Annotated in this window: 31 protein-coding genes; 30 read left to right on the forward strand and 1 reads right to left on the reverse strand. The window is 53.8% G+C overall.

Features of this window, described 5'->3' with window-relative positions; all coding sequences use genetic code 11:
• The 29 genes from QVF59_RS08885 to rplQ form a co-directional block, all read left to right on the forward strand.
• Positions 1 to 199 (forward strand): EF-Tu C-terminal domain-related protein (locus QVF59_RS08885; protein WP_502866803.1); only part of this gene is annotated, 199 nt, incomplete at its 5' end.
• Positions 200 to 214: 15 nt separating this feature from the next.
• A complete protein-coding gene (gene rpsJ / locus QVF59_RS08890; protein ID WP_017507377.1) occupies positions 215 to 526 on the forward strand; it encodes a 30S ribosomal protein S10 in 312 nt (103 codons plus the stop codon).
• A gap of 144 nt (positions 527 to 670) precedes the next feature.
• Positions 671 to 1,315, forward strand: a complete 645-nt coding sequence (rplC, locus tag QVF59_RS08895; protein WP_287878991.1) for a 50S ribosomal protein L3 — start codon at positions 671 to 673, stop codon at positions 1,313 to 1,315.
• Positions 1,315 to 1,935 carry a 50S ribosomal protein L4 gene (rplD, locus tag QVF59_RS08900; RefSeq protein ID WP_089083687.1) on the forward strand — a complete coding sequence of 207 codons (621 nt, stop codon included), beginning with the start codon at positions 1,315 to 1,317 and terminating at the stop codon, positions 1,933 to 1,935. The genes rplC and rplD overlap by 1 nt, the downstream gene beginning before the upstream one ends.
• Complete coding sequence (gene rplW / locus QVF59_RS08905; RefSeq protein WP_197077176.1) at positions 1,926 to 2,240, forward strand: 50S ribosomal protein L23; 315 nt, start codon at positions 1,926 to 1,928, stop codon at positions 2,238 to 2,240. The genes rplD and rplW overlap by 10 nt, the downstream gene beginning before the upstream one ends.
• An 11-nt stretch (positions 2,241 to 2,251) precedes the next feature.
• Entirely contained in the window at positions 2,252 to 3,085 is an 834-nt protein-coding gene (rplB, locus tag QVF59_RS08910; protein ID WP_045846868.1) for a 50S ribosomal protein L2, read from the forward strand.
• A 6-nt stretch (positions 3,086 to 3,091) separates the two neighbouring features.
• A complete protein-coding gene (rpsS, locus tag QVF59_RS08915) occupies positions 3,092 to 3,370 on the forward strand; it encodes a 30S ribosomal protein S19 (RefSeq protein ID WP_024301222.1) in 279 nt (92 codons plus the stop codon).
• Between the two features lie 9 nt (positions 3,371 to 3,379).
• The gene (rplV, locus tag QVF59_RS08920) at positions 3,380 to 3,709 is read left to right on the forward strand and encodes a 50S ribosomal protein L22 (RefSeq protein ID WP_045846869.1); all 330 of its coding nucleotides are present in this window, start codon (positions 3,380 to 3,382) and stop codon (positions 3,707 to 3,709) included.
• A 10-nt stretch (positions 3,710 to 3,719) separates the two neighbouring features.
• Positions 3,720 to 4,421, forward strand: coding sequence for a 30S ribosomal protein S3 (rpsC, locus tag QVF59_RS08925; protein ID WP_045846870.1), 702 nt, complete (start codon positions 3,720 to 3,722; stop codon positions 4,419 to 4,421).
• The gene (rplP, locus tag QVF59_RS08930) at positions 4,405 to 4,821 is read left to right on the forward strand and encodes a 50S ribosomal protein L16 (protein ID WP_045846871.1); all 417 of its coding nucleotides are present in this window, start codon (positions 4,405 to 4,407) and stop codon (positions 4,819 to 4,821) included. Before rpsC ends, rplP begins: the two co-directional genes overlap by 17 nt.
• Positions 4,821 to 5,009 carry a 50S ribosomal protein L29 gene (gene rpmC / locus QVF59_RS08935; RefSeq protein WP_021478360.1) on the forward strand — a complete coding sequence of 63 codons (189 nt, stop codon included), beginning with the start codon at positions 4,821 to 4,823 and terminating at the stop codon, positions 5,007 to 5,009. Before rplP ends, rpmC begins: the two co-directional genes overlap by 1 nt.
• A gap of 1 nt (position 5,010) precedes the next feature.
• Positions 5,011 to 5,274, forward strand: a complete 264-nt coding sequence (rpsQ, locus tag QVF59_RS08940; protein ID WP_045846872.1) for a 30S ribosomal protein S17 — start codon at positions 5,011 to 5,013, stop codon at positions 5,272 to 5,274.
• A 205-nt stretch (positions 5,275 to 5,479) separates the two neighbouring features.
• Positions 5,480 to 5,848: a 50S ribosomal protein L14 gene (gene rplN / locus QVF59_RS08945; RefSeq protein ID WP_043579386.1), complete on the forward strand. Its 369-nt coding sequence runs from the start codon at positions 5,480 to 5,482 to the stop codon at positions 5,846 to 5,848.
• A gap of 9 nt (positions 5,849 to 5,857) precedes the next feature.
• Entirely contained in the window at positions 5,858 to 6,172 is a 315-nt protein-coding gene (gene rplX / locus QVF59_RS08950; RefSeq protein ID WP_045846873.1) for a 50S ribosomal protein L24, read from the forward strand.
• A gap of 12 nt (positions 6,173 to 6,184) precedes the next feature.
• The gene (rplE, locus tag QVF59_RS08955) at positions 6,185 to 6,724 is read left to right on the forward strand and encodes a 50S ribosomal protein L5 (protein ID WP_045846874.1); all 540 of its coding nucleotides are present in this window, start codon (positions 6,185 to 6,187) and stop codon (positions 6,722 to 6,724) included.
• A gap of 4 nt (positions 6,725 to 6,728) precedes the next feature.
• The gene (gene rpsN / locus QVF59_RS08960) at positions 6,729 to 7,034 is read left to right on the forward strand and encodes a 30S ribosomal protein S14 (RefSeq protein ID WP_045846875.1); all 306 of its coding nucleotides are present in this window, start codon (positions 6,729 to 6,731) and stop codon (positions 7,032 to 7,034) included.
• A 14-nt stretch (positions 7,035 to 7,048) separates the two neighbouring features.
• A complete protein-coding gene (gene rpsH / locus QVF59_RS08965; protein WP_045846876.1) occupies positions 7,049 to 7,444 on the forward strand; it encodes a 30S ribosomal protein S8 in 396 nt (131 codons plus the stop codon).
• Positions 7,445 to 7,453: 9 nt separating this feature from the next.
• Positions 7,454 to 7,987: a 50S ribosomal protein L6 gene (gene rplF / locus QVF59_RS08970; RefSeq protein WP_045846877.1), complete on the forward strand. Its 534-nt coding sequence runs from the start codon at positions 7,454 to 7,456 to the stop codon at positions 7,985 to 7,987.
• A 13-nt stretch (positions 7,988 to 8,000) separates the two neighbouring features.
• Positions 8,001 to 8,354 carry a 50S ribosomal protein L18 gene (gene rplR / locus QVF59_RS08975; RefSeq protein ID WP_045846878.1) on the forward strand — a complete coding sequence of 118 codons (354 nt, stop codon included), beginning with the start codon at positions 8,001 to 8,003 and terminating at the stop codon, positions 8,352 to 8,354.
• A gap of 13 nt (positions 8,355 to 8,367) precedes the next feature.
• A complete protein-coding gene (gene rpsE, locus QVF59_RS08980) occupies positions 8,368 to 8,886 on the forward strand; it encodes a 30S ribosomal protein S5 (RefSeq protein WP_159879908.1) in 519 nt (172 codons plus the stop codon).
• Positions 8,879 to 9,064: a 50S ribosomal protein L30 gene (gene rpmD / locus QVF59_RS08985; RefSeq protein WP_059284787.1), complete on the forward strand. Its 186-nt coding sequence runs from the start codon at positions 8,879 to 8,881 to the stop codon at positions 9,062 to 9,064. The genes rpsE and rpmD overlap by 8 nt, the downstream gene beginning before the upstream one ends.
• A 3-nt stretch (positions 9,065 to 9,067) precedes the next feature.
• Positions 9,068 to 9,499, forward strand: a complete 432-nt coding sequence (rplO, locus tag QVF59_RS08990; protein ID WP_159879905.1) for a 50S ribosomal protein L15 — start codon at positions 9,068 to 9,070, stop codon at positions 9,497 to 9,499.
• Between the two features lie 11 nt (positions 9,500 to 9,510).
• Complete coding sequence (gene secY / locus QVF59_RS08995) at positions 9,511 to 10,830, forward strand: preprotein translocase subunit SecY (RefSeq protein ID WP_159879903.1); 1,320 nt, start codon at positions 9,511 to 9,513, stop codon at positions 10,828 to 10,830.
• Between the two features lie 270 nt (positions 10,831 to 11,100).
• Positions 11,101 to 11,214: a 50S ribosomal protein L36 gene (rpmJ, locus tag QVF59_RS09000; protein ID WP_011137711.1), complete on the forward strand. Its 114-nt coding sequence runs from the start codon at positions 11,101 to 11,103 to the stop codon at positions 11,212 to 11,214.
• 70 nt (positions 11,215 to 11,284) lie between these two features.
• A complete protein-coding gene (rpsM, locus tag QVF59_RS09005; RefSeq protein WP_089083689.1) occupies positions 11,285 to 11,647 on the forward strand; it encodes a 30S ribosomal protein S13 in 363 nt (120 codons plus the stop codon).
• Positions 11,648 to 11,663: 16 nt separating this feature from the next.
• Positions 11,664 to 12,059 (forward strand): 30S ribosomal protein S11, encoded by a 396-nt coding sequence (rpsK, locus tag QVF59_RS09010; RefSeq protein WP_008955659.1) that lies wholly within the window; start codon positions 11,664 to 11,666, stop codon positions 12,057 to 12,059.
• Between the two features lie 18 nt (positions 12,060 to 12,077).
• Positions 12,078 to 12,698: a 30S ribosomal protein S4 gene (gene rpsD / locus QVF59_RS09015; RefSeq protein WP_287879069.1), complete on the forward strand. Its 621-nt coding sequence runs from the start codon at positions 12,078 to 12,080 to the stop codon at positions 12,696 to 12,698.
• A gap of 23 nt (positions 12,699 to 12,721) precedes the next feature.
• Positions 12,722 to 13,705, forward strand: coding sequence for a DNA-directed RNA polymerase subunit alpha (locus QVF59_RS09020; RefSeq protein ID WP_159879901.1), 984 nt, complete (start codon positions 12,722 to 12,724; stop codon positions 13,703 to 13,705).
• A 24-nt stretch (positions 13,706 to 13,729) separates the two neighbouring features.
• Complete coding sequence (rplQ, locus tag QVF59_RS09025; protein ID WP_045846886.1) at positions 13,730 to 14,125, forward strand: 50S ribosomal protein L17; 396 nt, start codon at positions 13,730 to 13,732, stop codon at positions 14,123 to 14,125.
• 88 nt (positions 14,126 to 14,213) lie between these two features.
• On the opposite strand, the gene QVF59_RS09030 is transcribed toward rplQ, so the two are convergent.
• On the reverse strand, positions 14,214 to 15,011 hold the full coding sequence (locus QVF59_RS09030; protein WP_287879071.1) for an MOSC domain-containing protein: 798 nt from the start codon (positions 15,009 to 15,011) through the stop codon (positions 14,214 to 14,216).
• 360 nt (positions 15,012 to 15,371) lie between these two features.
• Between QVF59_RS09030 and QVF59_RS09035 the strand changes: the two genes are divergently transcribed.
• Positions 15,372 to 17,012, forward strand: coding sequence for a methyl-accepting chemotaxis protein (locus tag QVF59_RS09035; RefSeq protein ID WP_287879073.1), 1,641 nt, complete (start codon positions 15,372 to 15,374; stop codon positions 17,010 to 17,012).
• The last annotated feature ends 15 nt before the right edge of the window (positions 17,013 to 17,027 follow it).

The raw sequence follows: 17,027 nt of genomic DNA on the forward strand, positions 1-17,027 counted from the left end.
GCAGTTCTACTTCCGTACGACCGACGTAACTGGCGCAGTTACCCTGGCCGAAGGCGTGGAAATGGTAATGCCGGGTGACAACGTGGAAATCACCGTAGAACTGATCGCTCCGATCGCTATGGAAGAAGGTCTGCGTTTCGCGATCCGTGAAGGCGGCCGTACTGTTGGCGCCGGTGTTGTTGCCAAGATTCTCGCCTAATTCGGAGCTGATATTATGCAAAGCCAGAAAATCCGCATCCGCCTGAAGGCCTTCGATTACAACCTGATCGATCGTTCCGCTCAGGAAATCGTTGAAACTGCCAAGCGTACCGGCGCTGTTGTTAAAGGCCCGGTTCCGCTGCCGACCAAAATCGAGCGTTTCAACGTACTGCGTTCCCCGCACGTGAACAAGACTTCCCGCGATCAGCTGGAAATCCGTACCCACCTGCGTCTGATGGACATCGTAGATCCGACCGACAAGACCGTTGACGCTCTGATGAAGCTCGACCTGCCGGCCGGTGTGGATGTGGAAATCAAGCTGCAGTAATTGCATGAAACCAGGCAATCGTTAGCTAAGTGCTTGCGATTGCTGAATTTCCTGTGATACATTAGCGGACTCGCAATTTTGCGAGTCCGCTTTTGTTTTTGTATGCCGGTCAATCGTAATCGGCGCCTGCAAAAGGATATAAACATGAGTTTAGGTCTTGTCGGTCGCAAAGTCGGCATGACCCGCATTTTTGCCGAAGATGGTGCTTCCATCCCGGTAACTGTGCTGGACATGTCTGCTAATCGCGTCACGCAAATCAAAACCGCTGAAGTTGATGGCTACTCCGCCGTTCAAGTAACCTTCGGCACCCGTAAGGCAAACCGCGTTAATAAGGCGGCTGCCGGTCACTTTGCCAAGGCTGGCGTTGAAGCAGGTCTGGGTCTGAACGAATTCGTTCTGTCCGCAGAAGCCCTCTCCACTCTGAAGCCGGGTGATGCACTGTCCGTTGAAATCTTCGCCGTAGGCCAACTGGTTGATGTAACCGGTACCTCCAAGGGTAAGGGTTTCTCCGGTGTGATCAAGCGTCACAACTTCTCTTCCAACCGTGCTTCCCATGGTAACTCCCGTTCGCATAACACGCCGGGTTCCATTGGTCAGGCTCAGGATCCGGGTCGTATTTTCCCGGGTAAGCGCATGGCTGGTCAGTACGGCAACGTCAAGAGCACTGTTCAGTGCCTGGAAGTTGTTCGTGTTGATGCCGAGCGTCAGCTGCTTCTGGTTAAGGGTGCCGTTCCTGGCGCCAAGAACGGCGACGTAGTCGTTCGTCCTAGCGTGAAGGCAGGTGCGTGATGGAATTGAAAGTAATCAATAGCCAAGGTCAGGCTGCTGGCAGCCTGCAGGCCTCCGAGACTCTGTTCGGTCGCGAATACAATGAAGCCCTGGTTCACCAGGTTGTGACTGCATTCCTGGCGAATGCTCGCAGCGGTAACCGTGCTCAGCTGACTCGTGCCGAAGTACACCACTCCACCAAAAAGCCGTTCAAGCAGAAGGGTACTGGTAACGCACGTGCCGGTATGACTTCTACTCCGAACCGTCGTGGTGGTGGTCGTGCTTTCCCGAATAGCCCGGATGAGAATTTCTCTCAGAAGGTTAACCGCAAGATGTTCCGCGCTGGTATGGCAGCTATTCTGTCCCAGCTGGTTCGCGACGAACGTCTGATCGTGGTTGATTCGCTGTCGGTTGAATCGCCGAAAACCAAGGAATTCGTAGGTGTGGTTAAGTCCATGGGTCTGGAACAGGCTCTGTTCATTACCCGTGAACTGGACGAAAACCTCTATCTGTCTTCGCGCAATCTGCCGAACGTGCTGGTGATCGAAGCACAACAAGCTGACCCGTACAGCCTGCTGCGTTTCAAGAAGATCGTCATCACTCGTGAGGCGGTGCAGCATCTGGAGGAGCAGTGGGCATGAATCAAGAACGTCTGTTGCAAGTAATTCTGGCCCCGGTTGTTTCCGAAAAGAGCACCATGGTTGCTGAGAAGCATCAGCAAGTTGTATTCCGTGTTGCTACCGATGCTACCAAGCCGGAGATCAAGGCTGCAGTAGAAATGCTGTTCAACGTAAAAGTTGAAGGCGTATCCACTGTTAACGTAAAGGGCAAAGTTAAGCGCTTTGGCCGTACCTTTGGCCGTCGTAAAGACTGGAAAAAGGCCTACGTTAGCCTGGTTCAGGGTCAGGAAATCGATCTGACCGCCACCCCGGCCGCTGCGGAGTAAGGAGATAGAGCATGCCTATCGTTAAAGTAAAACCGACTTCCGCGGGTCGTCGTGCTGTTGTCAAGGTGGTTCACCCTGATCTGCACAAAGGCGCTCCGCACGCCGCTCTGGTAGAGAAAAAATCTGCCACTGCTGGCCGTAACAACAATGGCCACATTACTACCCGTCATATGGGTGGTGGTCATAAGAAGCACTACCGTCTGATCGACTTCCGTCGCAACAAGGATGGCATCCCGGCAAAAGTGGAACGCATCGAATACGATCCGAACCGCACTGCCCACATCGCCCTGTTGTGCTACGCCGATGGCGAACGCCGCTACATCATCGCTCCGCGCGGTGTAAAAGCTGGTGCAGTTCTGCTGTCCGGTGCCGAGGCTCCGATCAAGGCTGGTAACGCTTTGCCGATCCGCAACATCCCGGTGGGTACTACTATCCACTGCGTGGAACTGCAACCTGGCAAAGGCGCTCAAATGGTCCGTTCTGCTGGCGGTTCCGCCATGCTGCTGGCCCGTGAAGGTGTCTATGCTCAGCTGCGTCTGCGTTCCGGCGAAATTCGTCTGGTGCATGTTGACTGCCGCGCTACTGTTGGCGAAGTGAGCAACGAAGAGCATTCCCTGCGCAAGCTGGGTAAGGCTGGTGCTAGCCGCTGGCGTGGTATTCGTCCGACCGTTCGCGGTACTGCGATGAACCCGATTGATCACCCGCATGGTGGTGGTGAAGGCCGTACTGGTGAAGGCCGTGTGCCGGTTAGCCCATGGGGCACTCCGACTAAGGGCTTCCGTACCCGTCGCAACAAGCGTACCGACAATATGATCGTACGCCGCCGCTATTCTACTAAAGGGTAATTGACAATGGCACGTTCGCAGAAAAAAGGCCCGTTCGTTGATCTGCACCTTCTGAAGAAGGTCGACGCGGCGCGTGCAACCAATGACAAGCGTCCGATCAAGACCTGGTCGCGTCGTTCGACCGTCCTGCCGGACTTCATTGGTTTGACCATCGCGGTACACAACGGTCGCACCCATGTGCCTGTTTATGTTTCCGAAAACATGGTCGGTCATAAACTGGGCGAATTCTCGCTGACTCGTACCTTCAAAGGCCACGCGGCCGATAAGAAGGCGAAGAAGAGATAAGGTGAAGCGATGAGAGTATCTGCAAATCTGAAAAGCGTCCGCCTGTCGGCACAAAAGTGCCGCCTGGTGGCCGATCTGATCCGCGGTCAATCCGTTGGTCAGGCTCTGAATATCCTGGCCTTCTCCCCGAAGAAGGGCGCGGTTATTGTGAAGAAAGTGCTGGAATCTGCCATCGCTAACGCCGAGCACAACGAAGGCGCTGACATCGACACCCTGCGTGTCACCAGCATCTTTGTTGACAAAGGCGCTAGTCTGAAGCGTTTCACTGCCCGTGCTAAGGGTCGTGGCAATCGCATCGAAAAGCAGACCTGCCACATCTCGTTGACCGTTGGCAATTAAGGGGTAAGAAATGGGTCAGAAGATTCATCCGACGGGATTCCGTCTTGCCGTTAACAAAAACTGGTCTTCCAAGTGGTTCGCCAACTCGAAGAATTTCCCGGAAATGCTGATGCAAGACCTGGAAGTTCGCGAATACCTGAAGAAGCGCCTGGGTCATGCGGCTGTTGGTCGTGTCACCATCGAGCGTCCGGCCAAGTCCGCACGCATTACCATTCACAGTGCCCGTCCGGGTGTTGTGATCGGTAAAAAAGGTGAGGACATCGAAGTTCTGAAGCGCGAACTGCAAGCCCGTCTGGGTGTGCCGGTTCACGTGAATATCGAAGAAGTTCGCAAGCCGGAACTGGATGCGCAAATCATTGCTGATGGCATCGCCTCCCAGCTGGAAAAGCGCGTAATGTTCCGCCGTGCCATGAAGCGTTCCATGCAGAACGCCATGCGCATGGGCGCCCAGGGCATCAAGATCATGTCCTCCGGTCGTCTGAACGGCATCGATATCGCTCGTAGCGAATGGTATCGCGAAGGCCGTGTGCCGCTGCATACCCTGCGTGCCGATGTTGACTACGCTACCTCTGAAGCCAAGACCACCTACGGTATCATCGGCATCAAGGTATGGGTTTACAAAGGTGAGCTGAAGCCGGGTCAAGTAGCGCCGGCTCCGGTTGCGACCGAGAAGAAAACGAGAAAGGGCCCGCGCAATGCTGCAGCCAACTAGACTCAAGTACCGTAAACAGCATAAAGGCCGCAACACTGGTATCGCTACCCGTGGCAACAAGGTGAGCTTTGGTGATTTCGGTCTGAAGGCTGTTGGTCGTGGTCGTCTGACCGCGCGTCAGATCGAAGCGGCCCGTCGTGCCATGACTCGTCACATCAAGCGTGGCGGTCGTATCTGGATCCGTATTTTCCCGGACAAGCCGATCACCTCCAAGCCTGCTGAAGTTCGTATGGGTGGGGGTAAGGGTTCTCCGGAATACTACGTGGCCGAAATCCAGCCTGGCAAGATGCTGTACGAAATGGACGGTGTTAACGAGGAACTCGCTCGTGAAGCTTTCCGTCTGGCCGCAGCCAAGTTGCCGATCGCCACTGTGTTTGTAACTAGACAGGTAGGTCAGTAATGAAAGCGTCCGAACTGAAAGCCAAAACTGTTGACGAGCTGAAAGTGGAACTGCTGAGCCTCCTGAAGGCCCAGTTTGCCCTGCGCATGCAGCACGCTACTCAGCAACTCGCCAAGACCTCTGAACTGAAGAAAGTACGTCGCGATATCGCTCGTGTACGTACCGTTCTGAAAGAAAAGGCAGTTTAAGATGAGCGAAACCAAAGTTGTACGTACGCTGACCGGCACCGTTGTCAGCGACAAGATGGATAAGACTGTAACCGTTCTGGTCGAGCGCAAGGTTAAGCACCCGATCTACGGCAAGATTATCCGTCGTTCCAAGAAGTTCCACGCACACGACGAGAACAACGAGTTCAAGGCCGGCGACATCGTAGTAATCAGCGAGTCCCGTCCCCTCTCGAAGACCAAGTCGTGGGTGGTGACTGCCCTGGTAGAGAAATCTCGCCAGGTATAAGACTTGCAAGGGACGAAAGTCCCTTGTATAATGGCCATCTTCCTATTCGTGTCGGATAGGAATTCCGCCCTTACGGGGTCCAAAACTGGCCGTTTGATACGCCACAGCTCGATCTGTGGCGTTTCGTCTGTTTGGTCTTGCTCTTATGCGAGAAACCGGCAGGTGAAAGTGACGGATAAAGTTGGATTAGAAAGGTAATCATCAAATGATCCAAATGCAGACCATGCTTGAGGTCGCTGACAATACCGGTGCGCGTCACGTTATGTGCATCAAGGTATTGGGCGGTTCCAAGCGTCGCTATGCAAGCGTTGGCGACATCATCAAGGTGAGCATCAAGGATGCTGCTCCGCGCGGTCGCGTCAAAAAAGGCGACGTGTACAACGCAGTAGTAGTACGCACCGCCAAAGGCGTGCGTCGTCCGGACGGCTCGTTGATCAAGTTTGATAGCAATGCTGCCGTTCTGCTCAACAACAAGCTTGAGCCGATTGGCACTCGTATCTTCGGACCCGTGACGCGTGAACTGCGTACCGAGCGGTTCATGAAGATCGTGTCGCTTGCTCCTGAAGTGCTGTAAGGAGGTCGCATGCGCAAAATTCGTAAAGGTGATGAAGTCGTAGTAATCACCGGTAAAGACAAGGGTAAACGCGGCACCGTACTGCGCGTTCTGGACGAAAAGCTGGTTGTTGAAGGCGTGAATGTTGCCAAAAAACACCAGAAACCGAATCCGGTACGTGGCGTTGCTGGTGGTATCGTTGAAAAGGTTATGCCTGTTGACGCTTCCAACGTTGCTATTTTCAACCCGGCTAGCCAAAAGGCTGACCGCGTAGGCTTCAAGACTCTTGAAGACGGCCGCAAGGTACGCGTGTTCAAGTCCAGTGGCGAAGTTATCGGCGCGTAAGGAAAAGCAAACATGGCACGTTTCTACGATTTCTACAAAGACAGCGTAGTGCCGGAACTGATGAAACAGTTCGGCTACAAGTCGATCATGGAAGTTCCGCGCATCGAGAAGATCACCGTTAACATGGGTGTTGGTGAAGCTGTTGCCGATAAAAAGGTAATGGAATTCGCCGTGGGCGATATGGAAAAGATTGCTGGCCAGAAGCCGGTAGTTACCACCGCTCGCAAATCCATCGCCGGCTTCAAGATCCGTGATGACTATCCGGTTGGTTGCAAGGTTACCCTGCGCCGTGAACGCATGTACGAATTCCTGGACCGTCTGGTAACCATCGCGTTGCCGCGTGTTCGTGACTTCCGTGGTGTTTCCGCCAAGTCTTTTGACGGCCGCGGCAACTACAACATGGGTGTCAAGGAACAGATCATCTTCCCGGAAATCGAGTACGACAAGATCGATGCTCTGCGTGGTATGAACATTACTGTTACCACTACGGCGAAGACTGACGAAGAGGCCCGCGCTCTGCTGGCTGCGTTCAAGTTCCCGTTCAAGGGTTAAGCACATGGCAAAACTTGCACTGATCAAGCGTGAAGAAAAGCGCGTTAAGGTGGCTGAAAAATTTGCCGCTAAGCGCGAAGCCCTCATCGCTACCATCAACAATCAAAGCCTCTCGGAAGAAGAACGCTTCGCCGCTCGCCTGCAACTGCAGCAGCTGCCGCGCAATGCTTCCCCGGTACGTCAGCGTCGTCGCTGCGCCATTACCGGTCGTCCGCGTGGCGTGTTCCGTAAATTCGGTCTGGGTCGTAACAAACTCCGTGAAATCGCCATGAAGGGCGAAATTCCGGGTGTTGTTAAGGCCAGCTGGTAATAGGAGAACCATAAATGAGCATGCACGATCCTATTTCCGATATGTTGACCCGCATCCGTAACGGCCAAATGGCTTCCAAGGTGGCTGTTGCAATGCCGTCTTCCAAGCTGAAGGTTGCGCTGGCACAGGTGCTGAAAGAAGAAGGCTACATCGAAGATTTCGCCGTTGCCGGCGAAGCCAAGAAGCCTGTTCTTGATATCCAGCTCAAGTACTACGCTGGCCGTCCGGTGATCGAACGCATTGACCGCGTTTCCCGTCCTGGCCTGCGCGTGTACAAGGGCTCCACCGAAATCCCGAAGGTAATGAATGGTCTGGGCGTAGCTATCCTGTCTACTTCCAAGGGCATCATGACCGATCGCAAAGCACGTGCTGCCGGTATCGGCGGTGAGCTGCTGTGCGTAGTGGCATAAGGGGGTCAAATGTCTCGCGTAGCTAAGAATCCCGTAGCCATTCCGGCTGGCGTCGAAGTTAAATTCGGCGCTGCAGAAGTGACCGTAAAGGGTGCCCTGGGCTCCCTGAGCGCCGCTCTGTGCAATGACGTTGAAATCAAGTTCGACAACAACGAACTGACTTTTGCGGCTAAAAACGACAGCAAGTTCGCACGTGCCATGTCCGGCACTCTGCGCGCCCTGCTGAACAATATGGTGATTGGTGTATCCAAGGGCTTCGAGAAGAAGCTGCAGCTGGTGGGTGTGGGTTATCGCGCCCAGGCTCAAGGCGATACCCTGAACCTGTCTCTGGGTTTCTCCCATCCGGTAGCTCACCAGATGCCTGCTGGCATCAAGGCTGAGACTCCGACTCAGACCGAGATCCTGATCAAGGGTGCTGACAAGCAACTCGTTGGCCAGATCGCTGCCGAAATCCGCGCTTACCGTTCCCCGGAACCCTACAAGGGCAAGGGCGTTCGTTACGCTGATGAGGTTGTGGTTCTGAAAGAAACCAAGAAGAAGTAACTGAGGCACTGACATGGACAAGAAACAAGCTCGACTCCGCCGTGCACGTAAAACCCGTGCTCGGATTGCGGAGCTCAAGATGGTGCGTCTCACTGTTTACCGCACCAACAGCCACATTTATGCCCAGATCATTGATGAAACTGGCAGCAAGGTACTGGCAAGCGCTTCCACACTGGAAGCCGAAGTACGCGCTGACGTTTCCAATGGTGGCAATGTGGCCGCTGCAGCCGTAGTCGGTAAGCGCATCGCTGAAAAAGCCAAGGCAGCCGGTATTTCGACCGTGGCATTTGACCGTTCCGGTTTCAAATACCATGGCCGTATGAAGGCTGTGGCAGACGCAGCCCGTGAACACGGTCTCGTATTCTAATTCGGAGTGAAGAATGGCTAAGCACGAAATGGAAGATCGTGGCGACGGTCTGGTCGAGAAGATGATCAGCGTTAACCGCGTCACCAAAGTGGTTAAGGGCGGCCGTATTATGGCTTTCTCCGCCTTGACCGTCGTTGGTGATGGCGATGGCGGCATCGGTATGGGCAAAGGTCGTTCCAAGGAAGTTCCGGTTGCCGTACAAAAGGCAATGGAACAGGCCCGCCGCAATCTGGTAAAGATCCCGCTGCGTAATGGTACGCTGCATCACACCGTAACCGGCAAGCATGGTGCTACCACCGTGTTCATCCAGCCGGCCAAGGAAGGTACTGGCGTTAAGGCCGGTGGCCCGATGCGCGCTATCTTCGATGCAATGGGTGTACACAATGTTTCGGCCAAGATCCATGGTTCCACCAACCCGTACAACGTGGTTCGTGCAACTCTGGACGGTCTGAACAAGATCTGCACCGCTTCTCAGGTTGCCGCCAAGCGCGGTCTGACCGTTGATGAGATCCTGGGGGTTGATCATGAGTAACGCCAACACTGTTAAGGTAACTCTGGTAAAGAGCCTGATCGGTCGTCTGGAATCCCACAAGGCTTGCGCCCGTGGCCTGGGTCTGAAAAAGATCCGCCAGACTGTGGAAGTGCTCGATACCCCTGAAAACCGTGGCATGATCAACAAGATCAGCTACCTGTTGAAATTCGAGGGCTAAGAGATGCTGCTGAACACCATTCAACCCGGTGCCGGCTCCAAGCATGCCAAGCGTCGTGTAGGTCGCGGCATTGGTAGCGGCCTGGGCAAGACTTCCGGTCGTGGCCACAAGGGTCAAAAGAGCCGTGCAGGTGGTTTCCACAAGGTTGGTTTTGAAGGCGGTCAAATGCCGCTGCAACGTCGCTTGCCGAAACGTGGCTTCAAGTCGCTGACCGCACGCTTCAATGCAGAGGTACGTCTGTCTGAACTGAACCTGCTGCCGGTTGACGAAATCGATCTGTTGGCACTGAAGCAAGCTGGTCTGGTCAATGCTCAGGCTCTGGTAGCCAAGGTTGTCCTGTCCGGCAAGATCGAACGTGCCGTTAAGCTGCGTGGAATTGCTGCGACTGCTGGCGCTCGCGCCGCTATCGAAGCTGCCGGCGGCAGTATTGAATAAGGCGCACTTACGTGTCGAATACTTCTCTAGTTGGAAATACCAATAAATTTGGTGATTTGAAGCGCCGTATCATGTTCTTGATCGGAGCTTTGATTGTTTACCGCATTGGTGCGCATATTCCGGTGCCAGGTATCAATCCTGCCGAACTAGCGAAGTTGTTCCACACGTCGCAGACGGGCCTGCTCGACATGTTCAACATGTTTTCGGGCGGTGCCCTCTCGAGATTTACGGTTTTTGCCCTGGGCATCATGCCGTATATCTCTGCTTCCATCATTCTTCAGCTTGCATCCGAGGTTCTTCCGAGTCTCAAGCAGCTGAAGAAGGAAGGCGACGCTGGACGTCGTAAGGTAACTCAGTACACACGTTATGCAACTGTTCTGCTGGCCTCTTTTCAGAGCTTCAGCATTGCGGTGATGCTGTTTAAGCAGCCTAACCTGGTGGTGACTGCCCAGTGGGAGTTCTACCTGACAACCGTGGTTTCTCTCGTGACTGGCACCATGTTCCTCATGTGGCTGGGCGAGCAGATTACCGAGCGCGGTATCGGTAACGGTATTTCGCTGATCATCTGTGCAGGTATTGCATCGGGTGTTCCGGCTGCCATTGGCAAGACGCTCACACTGACAAGTCAAGGCTCGCTGCCCATCCTGTTTACCATCGTGCTGTTTGTCGGTGTTGCCCTGATGACCTACGTTGTCGTGTTCGCAGAACGCGGTCAGCGCAAGGTACTGGTCAACTATGCCAAGCGTCAGGTTGGTAATCGTGTCATGCAGGGCCAGAGCACGCACATGCCGCTCAAGCTCAACATGGCAGGGGTGATCCCGCCGATTTTTGCATCCAGCATCATCCTGTTCCCGGCAACCATTCTTGGGTGGCTTGGTAACAATGAAAGCCTGGGTTGGCTCAAGGGCGTGGCTGACAAGCTACATCCAGGTCAGCCGATCTATGTGCTGCTGTATGCAACGGCCATCATCTTCTTCTGTTACTTCTACACCGCGCTCGTTTTCAATCCGAAAGAGACGGCTGATAACCTGAAGAAGAGTGGTGCGTTCATCCCAGGTATCCGTCCAGGTGAGCAGACTTCACGTTATATCGAGAAGATCATTCTGCGGCTGACACTGATCGGTGCAATTTACATTACGCTGGTTTGTCTGTTGCCGGAATTCCTCATCCTGAAGTGGAATGTACCGTTCTACTTCGGTGGCACATCACTGCTGATCATCGTAGTGGTCACCATGGATTTCATGGCTCAGGTACAGTCCTACGTTCTGTCGCATCAGTACGAGAGTTTGCTTAAGAAGGCTAACTTCAAGGGTAATGCCCTCGGCCGGTGACATACGTGTTCTCGCTGGGTTATATGGCTAGGTAAGAAACCTTCCAGATGCAGGGTGAGATTTGGCAGTAGAGCTGCTGCCCTACTGCTGGATCAAACTTGAGAATGGACACGTCGTACTTGGGCGTAAGCAGTCTGTTTGCCAGATCTTGGTGAGCAGCATGTTTGCAAGGTCAGGGTGGATAATATCCCGCCTGGACAGACCGCTGCCCGTATCGTGTTCCGTGCGAAATAACGCACTCGCTCTTTTAGAGTAACGAAAGGAACTGACATGCGAGTACAGCCTTCGGTAAAGAAGATTTGCCGTAACTGCAAAATCATCCGTCGCAATCGCGTAGTTCGCGTGATCTGCACGGACCCGCGTCACAAGCAAAAGCAAGGCTAACATTTGTTAGACCTGACTTTGCGTGTTACAATCGCAAACTTTTCAAGGTCTTAAGGCTTAAGGAAAGAGTATGGCCCGTATTGCAGGGGTAAATATCCCCAATCATGCGCATGCCGTTATCGGCCTGCAGGCAATTTTCGGCATCGGTCAGACTCGCGCCCAGCAAATTTGTGTTGCTGCCAGCGTGAATCCCTCCACCAAGGTGAAGGATCTGACTGAGGCTGAGATGGAAACTCTGCGTGAAGAAGTGGCTAAGTTCACCGTTGAAGGTGACCTGCGTCGCGAAATCACTATGAGCATCAAACGTCTGATGGACATGGGCTGCTACCGCGGCATGCGTCATCGTCGTGGCCTGCCGTGTCGCGGTCAGCGCACTCGCACTAACGCTCGTACCCGCAAGGGACCGCGTAAGGCGATCGCCGGCAAGAAGTAACTAAAGGAACACAGAAATGGCTAAAGCAAACACAGCTGTCCGTGTACGTAAAAAAGTGCGCAAGTCTGTTAGCGAAGGTATCGTGCACGTGCACGCTTCGTTTAACAACACCATCATCACTATCACCGACCGTCAAGGCAATGCACTGTCTTGGGCTACCTCTGGCGGCGCTGGTTTTAAGGGCTCGCGCAAAAGTACACCCTTTGCTGCTCAGGTAGCAGCAGAGCACGCTGGTAAAGTTGCCCAAGAATACGGTGTGAAGAACCTCGAAGTTCGTATCAAGGGCCCGGGTCCGGGTCGTGAATCCGCTGTTCGCGCACTCAACGCGCTGGGTTTCAAGATCACCAGCATCTCCGACGTGACGCCGGTACCGCACAACGGTTGCCGTCCGCCCAAAAAACGTCGTATTTAATTCGGAGAGTGTGAGAACATGGCACGTTATATCGGCCCGAAATGTAAGCTCGCTCGTCGTGAAGGCACCGACCTTTTCCTGAAGAGCGCGCGTCGTGCACTGGATTCCAAGTGCAAACTGGACACTCCGCCTGGTCAGCATGGCGCCCGCAAGGGTCGTCTGTCTGACTACGGTGTTCAGCTGCGTGAAAAGCAGAAAATCCGCCGTATCTATGGCGTACTCGAGCGTCAGTTCCGCAATTACTTTGCGGAAGCAGTTCGTCGCAAGGGCTCCACAGGTGAAAACCTGCTGAAGCTGCTTGAAGCACGTCTGGATAACGTTGTATATCGCATGGGCTTTGGCTCCACTCGTGCAGAAGCACGTCAGCTGGTAAGCCACAAGGCTATCGTTGTGAACGGCCAGGTAGTTAACATTCCGTCTTTCCAGGTTAAAGCTGGTGACGTTGTGTCTGTCCGCGAAAAGGCCAAGAAACAGGCCCGTATCGCTGAAGGTCTGGCTCTGGCTGAGCAAGGTGGTTTCCCTTCCTGGGTGTCTGTTGACTCCAAGAAGATGGAAGGCGTCTTCAAATCTGCTCCGGAACGTTCCGAACTGTCTAGCGATATCAACGAACAACTCGTTGTGGAATTCTACTCCAAGTAATCGCTAGCTCTTAGGGAATGACTATGCAAAACAGCGCTTCGGAATTTTTGAAACCTCGTCTGATTGACGTGCAGCCGGTCTCCGCGACCCATGCACGCGTGTCGATGGAGCCGTTCGAGCGTGGCTACGCCCACACTCTGGGAAACTCGTTGCGCCGCATTCTGCTGTCGTCGATGCCGGGCTTTGCTCCTACCGAAGTGACTATCGCTGGCGTTTTGCATGAGTATTCCGCTCTTGATGGCGTGCGTGAGGATGTCGTAGACATCCTCCTCAACCTCAAGGGCGTAGTGCTTAAGCTGCATGGTCGTGACAGTGTTGTGCTGACCCTGAAAAAGGAAGGCGAAGGCGCTGTCTTGGCTGGCGATATCGAGTTGCCGCATGATGTTGAAGTGATCAATCCGGAACACGTGATTGCTCATCTCTCCGTTGGTGGCAAAATCGACATGGAGATCAAGGTCGAAAAAGGCCGTGGCTATCAGCCCGTGTCTGTTCGTTCCATTCATGAAGAAAACCGTTCCATCGGTACCATTCAACTGGATGCTTCCTTCTCGCCGGTTCGCCGTGTGAGCTTTGCTGTGGAAAGCGCCCGTGTTGAACAACGTACTGACCTCGACCGTCTGGTTCTCGATATTGAGACCAATGGCGTCATCGAACCGGAACAGGCCGTGCGTAATGCTGCACGTATTCTGATGGATCAGCTGTCGATCTTTGCTGACCTCCAAGGCACAGCGGTTGAAGAAGTCGTTGAAAAGGCGCCGCCGATCGATCCGATCTTGCTGCGTCCGGTAGACGATCTTGAACTGACGGTTCGTTCGGCCAACTGCCTGAAGGCTGAGAACATTTATTACATCGGCGATCTGATCCAGCGTACTGAAACCGAGCTTCTGAAGACTCCGAACCTCGGTCGCAAATCGCTGAACGAGATCAAAGAAGTTCTCGCTTCCAAGGGCCTGACTCTCGGCATGAAGCTTGAGAATTGGCCTCCGGCTGGTCTGGAAAAGCCGTAAGTTTGAGACTAAAGGACATTAACAATGCGTCATCGTTACAGTAATCGTAAACTGAACCGCACGACCAGCCATCGTCTGGCGATGCTGCGCAACATGGCGAATTCGCTGCTGAAGCACGAAGTTATCGTGACCACGCTGCCGAAAGCCAAGGAACTGCGTCGTGTGGCCGAGCCGCTGATTACGCTCGGCAAAAAGCCGTCTCTCGCCAACCGTCGTCTGGCGTTTGACCGCACTCGTGACCGCGATATCGTGGTTAAACTCTTCGACGTTCTCGGTCCGCGCTTCTCCGCCCGCAATGGTGGTTATGTGCGTATTCTGAAGTACGGTTTCCGTAAGGGCGACAACGCCCCGCTGGCTCTGGTTGAGCTGGTAGACCGTGCTGAAGATGCCGTTGCCGTTGTAGATGACTCCGCTGAATAATATTCGGTGAAGTTGAGAAAAAAGCCAGCGAAAGCTGGCTTTTTTCATTTTTGCGGCGCAAACAGCAATTATCCGTCGTGCCGCTCAGTTAGAAGCTATAGCGTGACTCTACAACCTCTACGTTGGCACCCAGGTCCAGTAGTCCTTCATTTCTCGCTACCAGATTGATACCGAAGCAAATGCCTTCAGGCAACTGTCTGGTACGGATGAGGGTTTTCATCGGTTCGTTTGTGTCTGAGAATTTGCCGGTGTCCGGATCTACTGTCGTCATCTGGCAGCGGGTGCAGGGCTTGGCTACATCAAACACAATTTCGCCGATACGTAGGACACTCCAGTCGTCTTCCTCATAGGGCATAGCACCTGCAACGACCAGATTAGGCCTGAAATGACGCAGACTAACCGCCTGTGGCAGCTCCTGGTTCAGTGCATCCAGTGAGGATTGATTGACCAGTAAATAGGGATAGCCGTCAGCAAAGGACATCGGTTTGGCAGTATTTTTCAGCGTGCGAGTGGATTTCATGCCAAGCCATAGCAGCTTGCATTCAATGCCCATGAAGCGGGTAAACCAGGCATCGACTTGCGGATCACCATGAAGGGCAGTGAAGGCATCTTTCCAGACAGCTGTGGCGACTGATTGCTGGTAAACCTGTGTCATCGCCAGGATGGGGGACTGTCCATCCGCCTTGAGCAGCATGCCACCGGGGATCAGGTCCATCTCGATCAACAACATGCGTGGATAATCACGCGCGGTGAGAAATTGCCCCACAGGTGTCACCAGCAGCCACTCTCTGTCATGCAGTAGTCCCTGCAGGCTGGCATATGCACGGCTATAAGCGATGCCTCGTGCTGACTTCATTGGGTGCACGAACATGTGAGTGAGTTGCATGTTGTCTCCTGTTTGATGGCAAAGCCAAATGGCGATCCTAGCACTCCAGTTGTCTGTGTGCTGCAACTTATCTCCCGATGTCTTTGTGTCCTTGTATGTCGTCCATGCTCTTGGCCGGTTTCATCGTGTGTGTTCCCATCACACGCTGGCCCTGAATACCTACTGCTAAATGTAATTTTATTATCCTGTATGACCCTGTTGCGCAGTTCATTGGTGTATTTGATAAAAACCTCAACTAATTTGATAGAAGAACTTGGGTAAACCCCTGTTTTACTTTGTCTATAAAGTTGTAGAATGACGCGGTGATGACAATTAGAGCAGTTGCTTGATAGAAACGCTGCCAACGGGAACAGAGAAAACATGAACACAACTGCCGGTATGACATTGCGCGGCCGCCTGATTGCCTGGCTGCTGCTGGTTGCATTGCTGATCTGCTGTCTCAGTGGTTTGGCTTTGTATAATCAACGTAACAGCCTGCTGCAGGACCGGCAGGATAAAACACGAAACCTTGTTGAATCTGCGATGGGGATCATCAGCAGCTACGAAGCACTGGAAGCCAGTGGCAAGCTGAGTGAGCCTCAAGCCAAGCAGATGGCTGCTGCTGCCTTGATGAGCAGTCATTACGATGGCAAAGAATATTTCTTTGGATATGACCAGAACTGGAACTATGTCATCCATGGTGCCAAGGCGGCCATGCTGGGAAAGAGTGTGTTGGGACTGAAGACACCGACCGGTGTCGATCTTGGCCAGTTGTTCCAGGAAACGGTAGCCAAGGGTAATGGTCAGGGTTTCGCTGCCTATGTATGGGACAAGCCGGGTTTTGATCAGCCGCAGCCCAAGATTTCCTACCTGATGACCAGCAGCCGTTGGCATTGGATTATCGGTACCGGCATTTATCTGGATGATGTGCAGGCCGCCTTCATGAGCCAGCTGTGGCTGACACTGGGTGAGGTCGGCATCATTCTGGCCTTGTTGCTGGTGGCCGGGCTATTCCTGATGCGCAGCATTCTTGGCCAGTTGGGGGCGGACCCGGGCGAAACCATGCGGGTGGTACGCCGCATTGCAGATGGTTATCTAGATACCCATGTGCCTGTCAGTGCCGGGGATAGTCACAGCGTGATGGCGGCTGTGGACCAGATGCAGAAACACCTGAAGCAGTTGGTGCGCGAAATTGCTGATGAGGCTGTACGCCTGTCTCAGATGAGTTCGGATGTGGCGCGCAGATCAGATGCCGTTGTGCGCGGTTCTGATCAACAAAGCGAAGCTGCTGCAGCCATGGCTGCGTCTATCGAACAGTTGACGGTGAGTATCAACCATATTTCCAGTCATGCGCAGGATGCTCGCAATCTGTCGCAGGAATCCGGTCGCCTGTCACGCGAAGGTGGCGAGGTAATTTCCAGTGCAGTCAGTGAGATGCATCGAATTAATGAGTCGGTAGACCAGGCGGCCACGACGATTGCGGACCTGGCAACCAAGACCCAGACCATTTCCAGCATCATGCAGGTGATCAAGGATATTGCCGACCAGACCAATTTGCTGGCACTTAATGCAGCAATCGAGGCTGCGCGTGCGGGCGAGATGGGGCGTGGTTTTGCCGTGGTGGCAGATGAAGTGCGCAAACTGTCTGAGCGTACCGGTCAGGCGACGCAGGAAATTGCGGGCATGATTCAGGAAATCCAGACCAGCTCCGATCAGTCACGCGCTTGCATGGAAGAAGCGGTCGGTCGGGTTAAAACCGGTCTTCAGCTGGCGGTGCAAGGTGGGGAGGCTATCTCGCATATTCGCGACAGTGCCACTGGTGTGGTCGATGTAGTCAATGAAATCTCGCATGCCTTGAAAGAGCAGGGTAGTGCCAGTACCGAGATTGCCCAGCAGGTGGAGTTGATTGCCAGCAGTGCCAGTAGTAATGCTGACGAGTCGGCTGGTACCTCGAAGGAAGTGCAGGCCATGCACACGCTGGCGGATGATCTGCGGCAACTGGTTTCACGCTTTCATGTCTGAAGCAGCTGTCTGATC

The sequence above is a fragment of the Aquitalea sp. genome, from assembly GCF_030150775.1.
Taxonomy (GTDB): Bacteria; Pseudomonadota; Gammaproteobacteria; order Burkholderiales; family Chromobacteriaceae; genus Aquitalea; species Aquitalea denitrificans.

Bases quoted from the DNA above. Each gene is read 5' to 3' on its own strand.
- rpsJ (WP_017507377.1), top strand. From the start codon at position 215: ATGCAAAGCCAGAAAATCCGCATCCGCCTGAAGGCCTTCGATTACAAC.
- rplC (WP_287878991.1), top strand. From the start codon at position 671: ATGAGTTTAGGTCTTGTCGGTCGCAAAGTCGGCATGACCCGCATTTTT.
- rplD (WP_089083687.1), top strand. From the start codon at position 1,315: ATGGAATTGAAAGTAATCAATAGCCAAGGTCAGGCTGCTGGCAGCCTG.
- rplB (WP_045846868.1), top strand. From the start codon at position 2,252: ATGCCTATCGTTAAAGTAAAACCGACTTCCGCGGGTCGTCGTGCTGTT.
- rpsS (WP_024301222.1), top strand. From the start codon at position 3,092: ATGGCACGTTCGCAGAAAAAAGGCCCGTTCGTTGATCTGCACCTTCTG.
- rplV (WP_045846869.1), top strand. From the start codon at position 3,380: ATGAGAGTATCTGCAAATCTGAAAAGCGTCCGCCTGTCGGCACAAAAG.
- rpsC (WP_045846870.1), top strand. From the start codon at position 3,720: ATGGGTCAGAAGATTCATCCGACGGGATTCCGTCTTGCCGTTAACAAA.
- rplP (WP_045846871.1), top strand. From the start codon at position 4,405: ATGCTGCAGCCAACTAGACTCAAGTACCGTAAACAGCATAAAGGCCGC.
- rpmC (WP_021478360.1), top strand. From the start codon at position 4,821: ATGAAAGCGTCCGAACTGAAAGCCAAAACTGTTGACGAGCTGAAAGTG.
- rpsQ (WP_045846872.1), top strand. From the start codon at position 5,011: ATGAGCGAAACCAAAGTTGTACGTACGCTGACCGGCACCGTTGTCAGC.
- rplN (WP_043579386.1), top strand. From the start codon at position 5,480: ATGATCCAAATGCAGACCATGCTTGAGGTCGCTGACAATACCGGTGCG.
- rplX (WP_045846873.1), top strand. From the start codon at position 5,858: ATGCGCAAAATTCGTAAAGGTGATGAAGTCGTAGTAATCACCGGTAAA.
- rplE (WP_045846874.1), top strand. From the start codon at position 6,185: ATGGCACGTTTCTACGATTTCTACAAAGACAGCGTAGTGCCGGAACTG.
- rpsN (WP_045846875.1), top strand. From the start codon at position 6,729: ATGGCAAAACTTGCACTGATCAAGCGTGAAGAAAAGCGCGTTAAGGTG.
- rpsH (WP_045846876.1), top strand. From the start codon at position 7,049: ATGAGCATGCACGATCCTATTTCCGATATGTTGACCCGCATCCGTAAC.
- rplF (WP_045846877.1), top strand. From the start codon at position 7,454: ATGTCTCGCGTAGCTAAGAATCCCGTAGCCATTCCGGCTGGCGTCGAA.
- rplR (WP_045846878.1), top strand. From the start codon at position 8,001: ATGGACAAGAAACAAGCTCGACTCCGCCGTGCACGTAAAACCCGTGCT.
- rpsE (WP_159879908.1), top strand. From the start codon at position 8,368: ATGGCTAAGCACGAAATGGAAGATCGTGGCGACGGTCTGGTCGAGAAG.
- rpmD (WP_059284787.1), top strand. From the start codon at position 8,879: ATGAGTAACGCCAACACTGTTAAGGTAACTCTGGTAAAGAGCCTGATC.
- rplO (WP_159879905.1), top strand. From the start codon at position 9,068: ATGCTGCTGAACACCATTCAACCCGGTGCCGGCTCCAAGCATGCCAAG.
- rpmJ (WP_011137711.1), top strand. From the start codon at position 11,101: ATGCGAGTACAGCCTTCGGTAAAGAAGATTTGCCGTAACTGCAAAATC.
- rpsM (WP_089083689.1), top strand. From the start codon at position 11,285: ATGGCCCGTATTGCAGGGGTAAATATCCCCAATCATGCGCATGCCGTT.
- rpsK (WP_008955659.1), top strand. From the start codon at position 11,664: ATGGCTAAAGCAAACACAGCTGTCCGTGTACGTAAAAAAGTGCGCAAG.
- rpsD (WP_287879069.1), top strand. From the start codon at position 12,078: ATGGCACGTTATATCGGCCCGAAATGTAAGCTCGCTCGTCGTGAAGGC.
- QVF59_RS09020 (WP_159879901.1), top strand. From the start codon at position 12,722: ATGCAAAACAGCGCTTCGGAATTTTTGAAACCTCGTCTGATTGACGTG.
- rplQ (WP_045846886.1), top strand. From the start codon at position 13,730: ATGCGTCATCGTTACAGTAATCGTAAACTGAACCGCACGACCAGCCAT.
- QVF59_RS09030 (WP_287879071.1), bottom strand. From the start codon at position 15,011: ATGCAACTCACTCACATGTTCGTGCACCCAATGAAGTCAGCACGAGGC.
- QVF59_RS09035 (WP_287879073.1), top strand. From the start codon at position 15,372: ATGAACACAACTGCCGGTATGACATTGCGCGGCCGCCTGATTGCCTGG.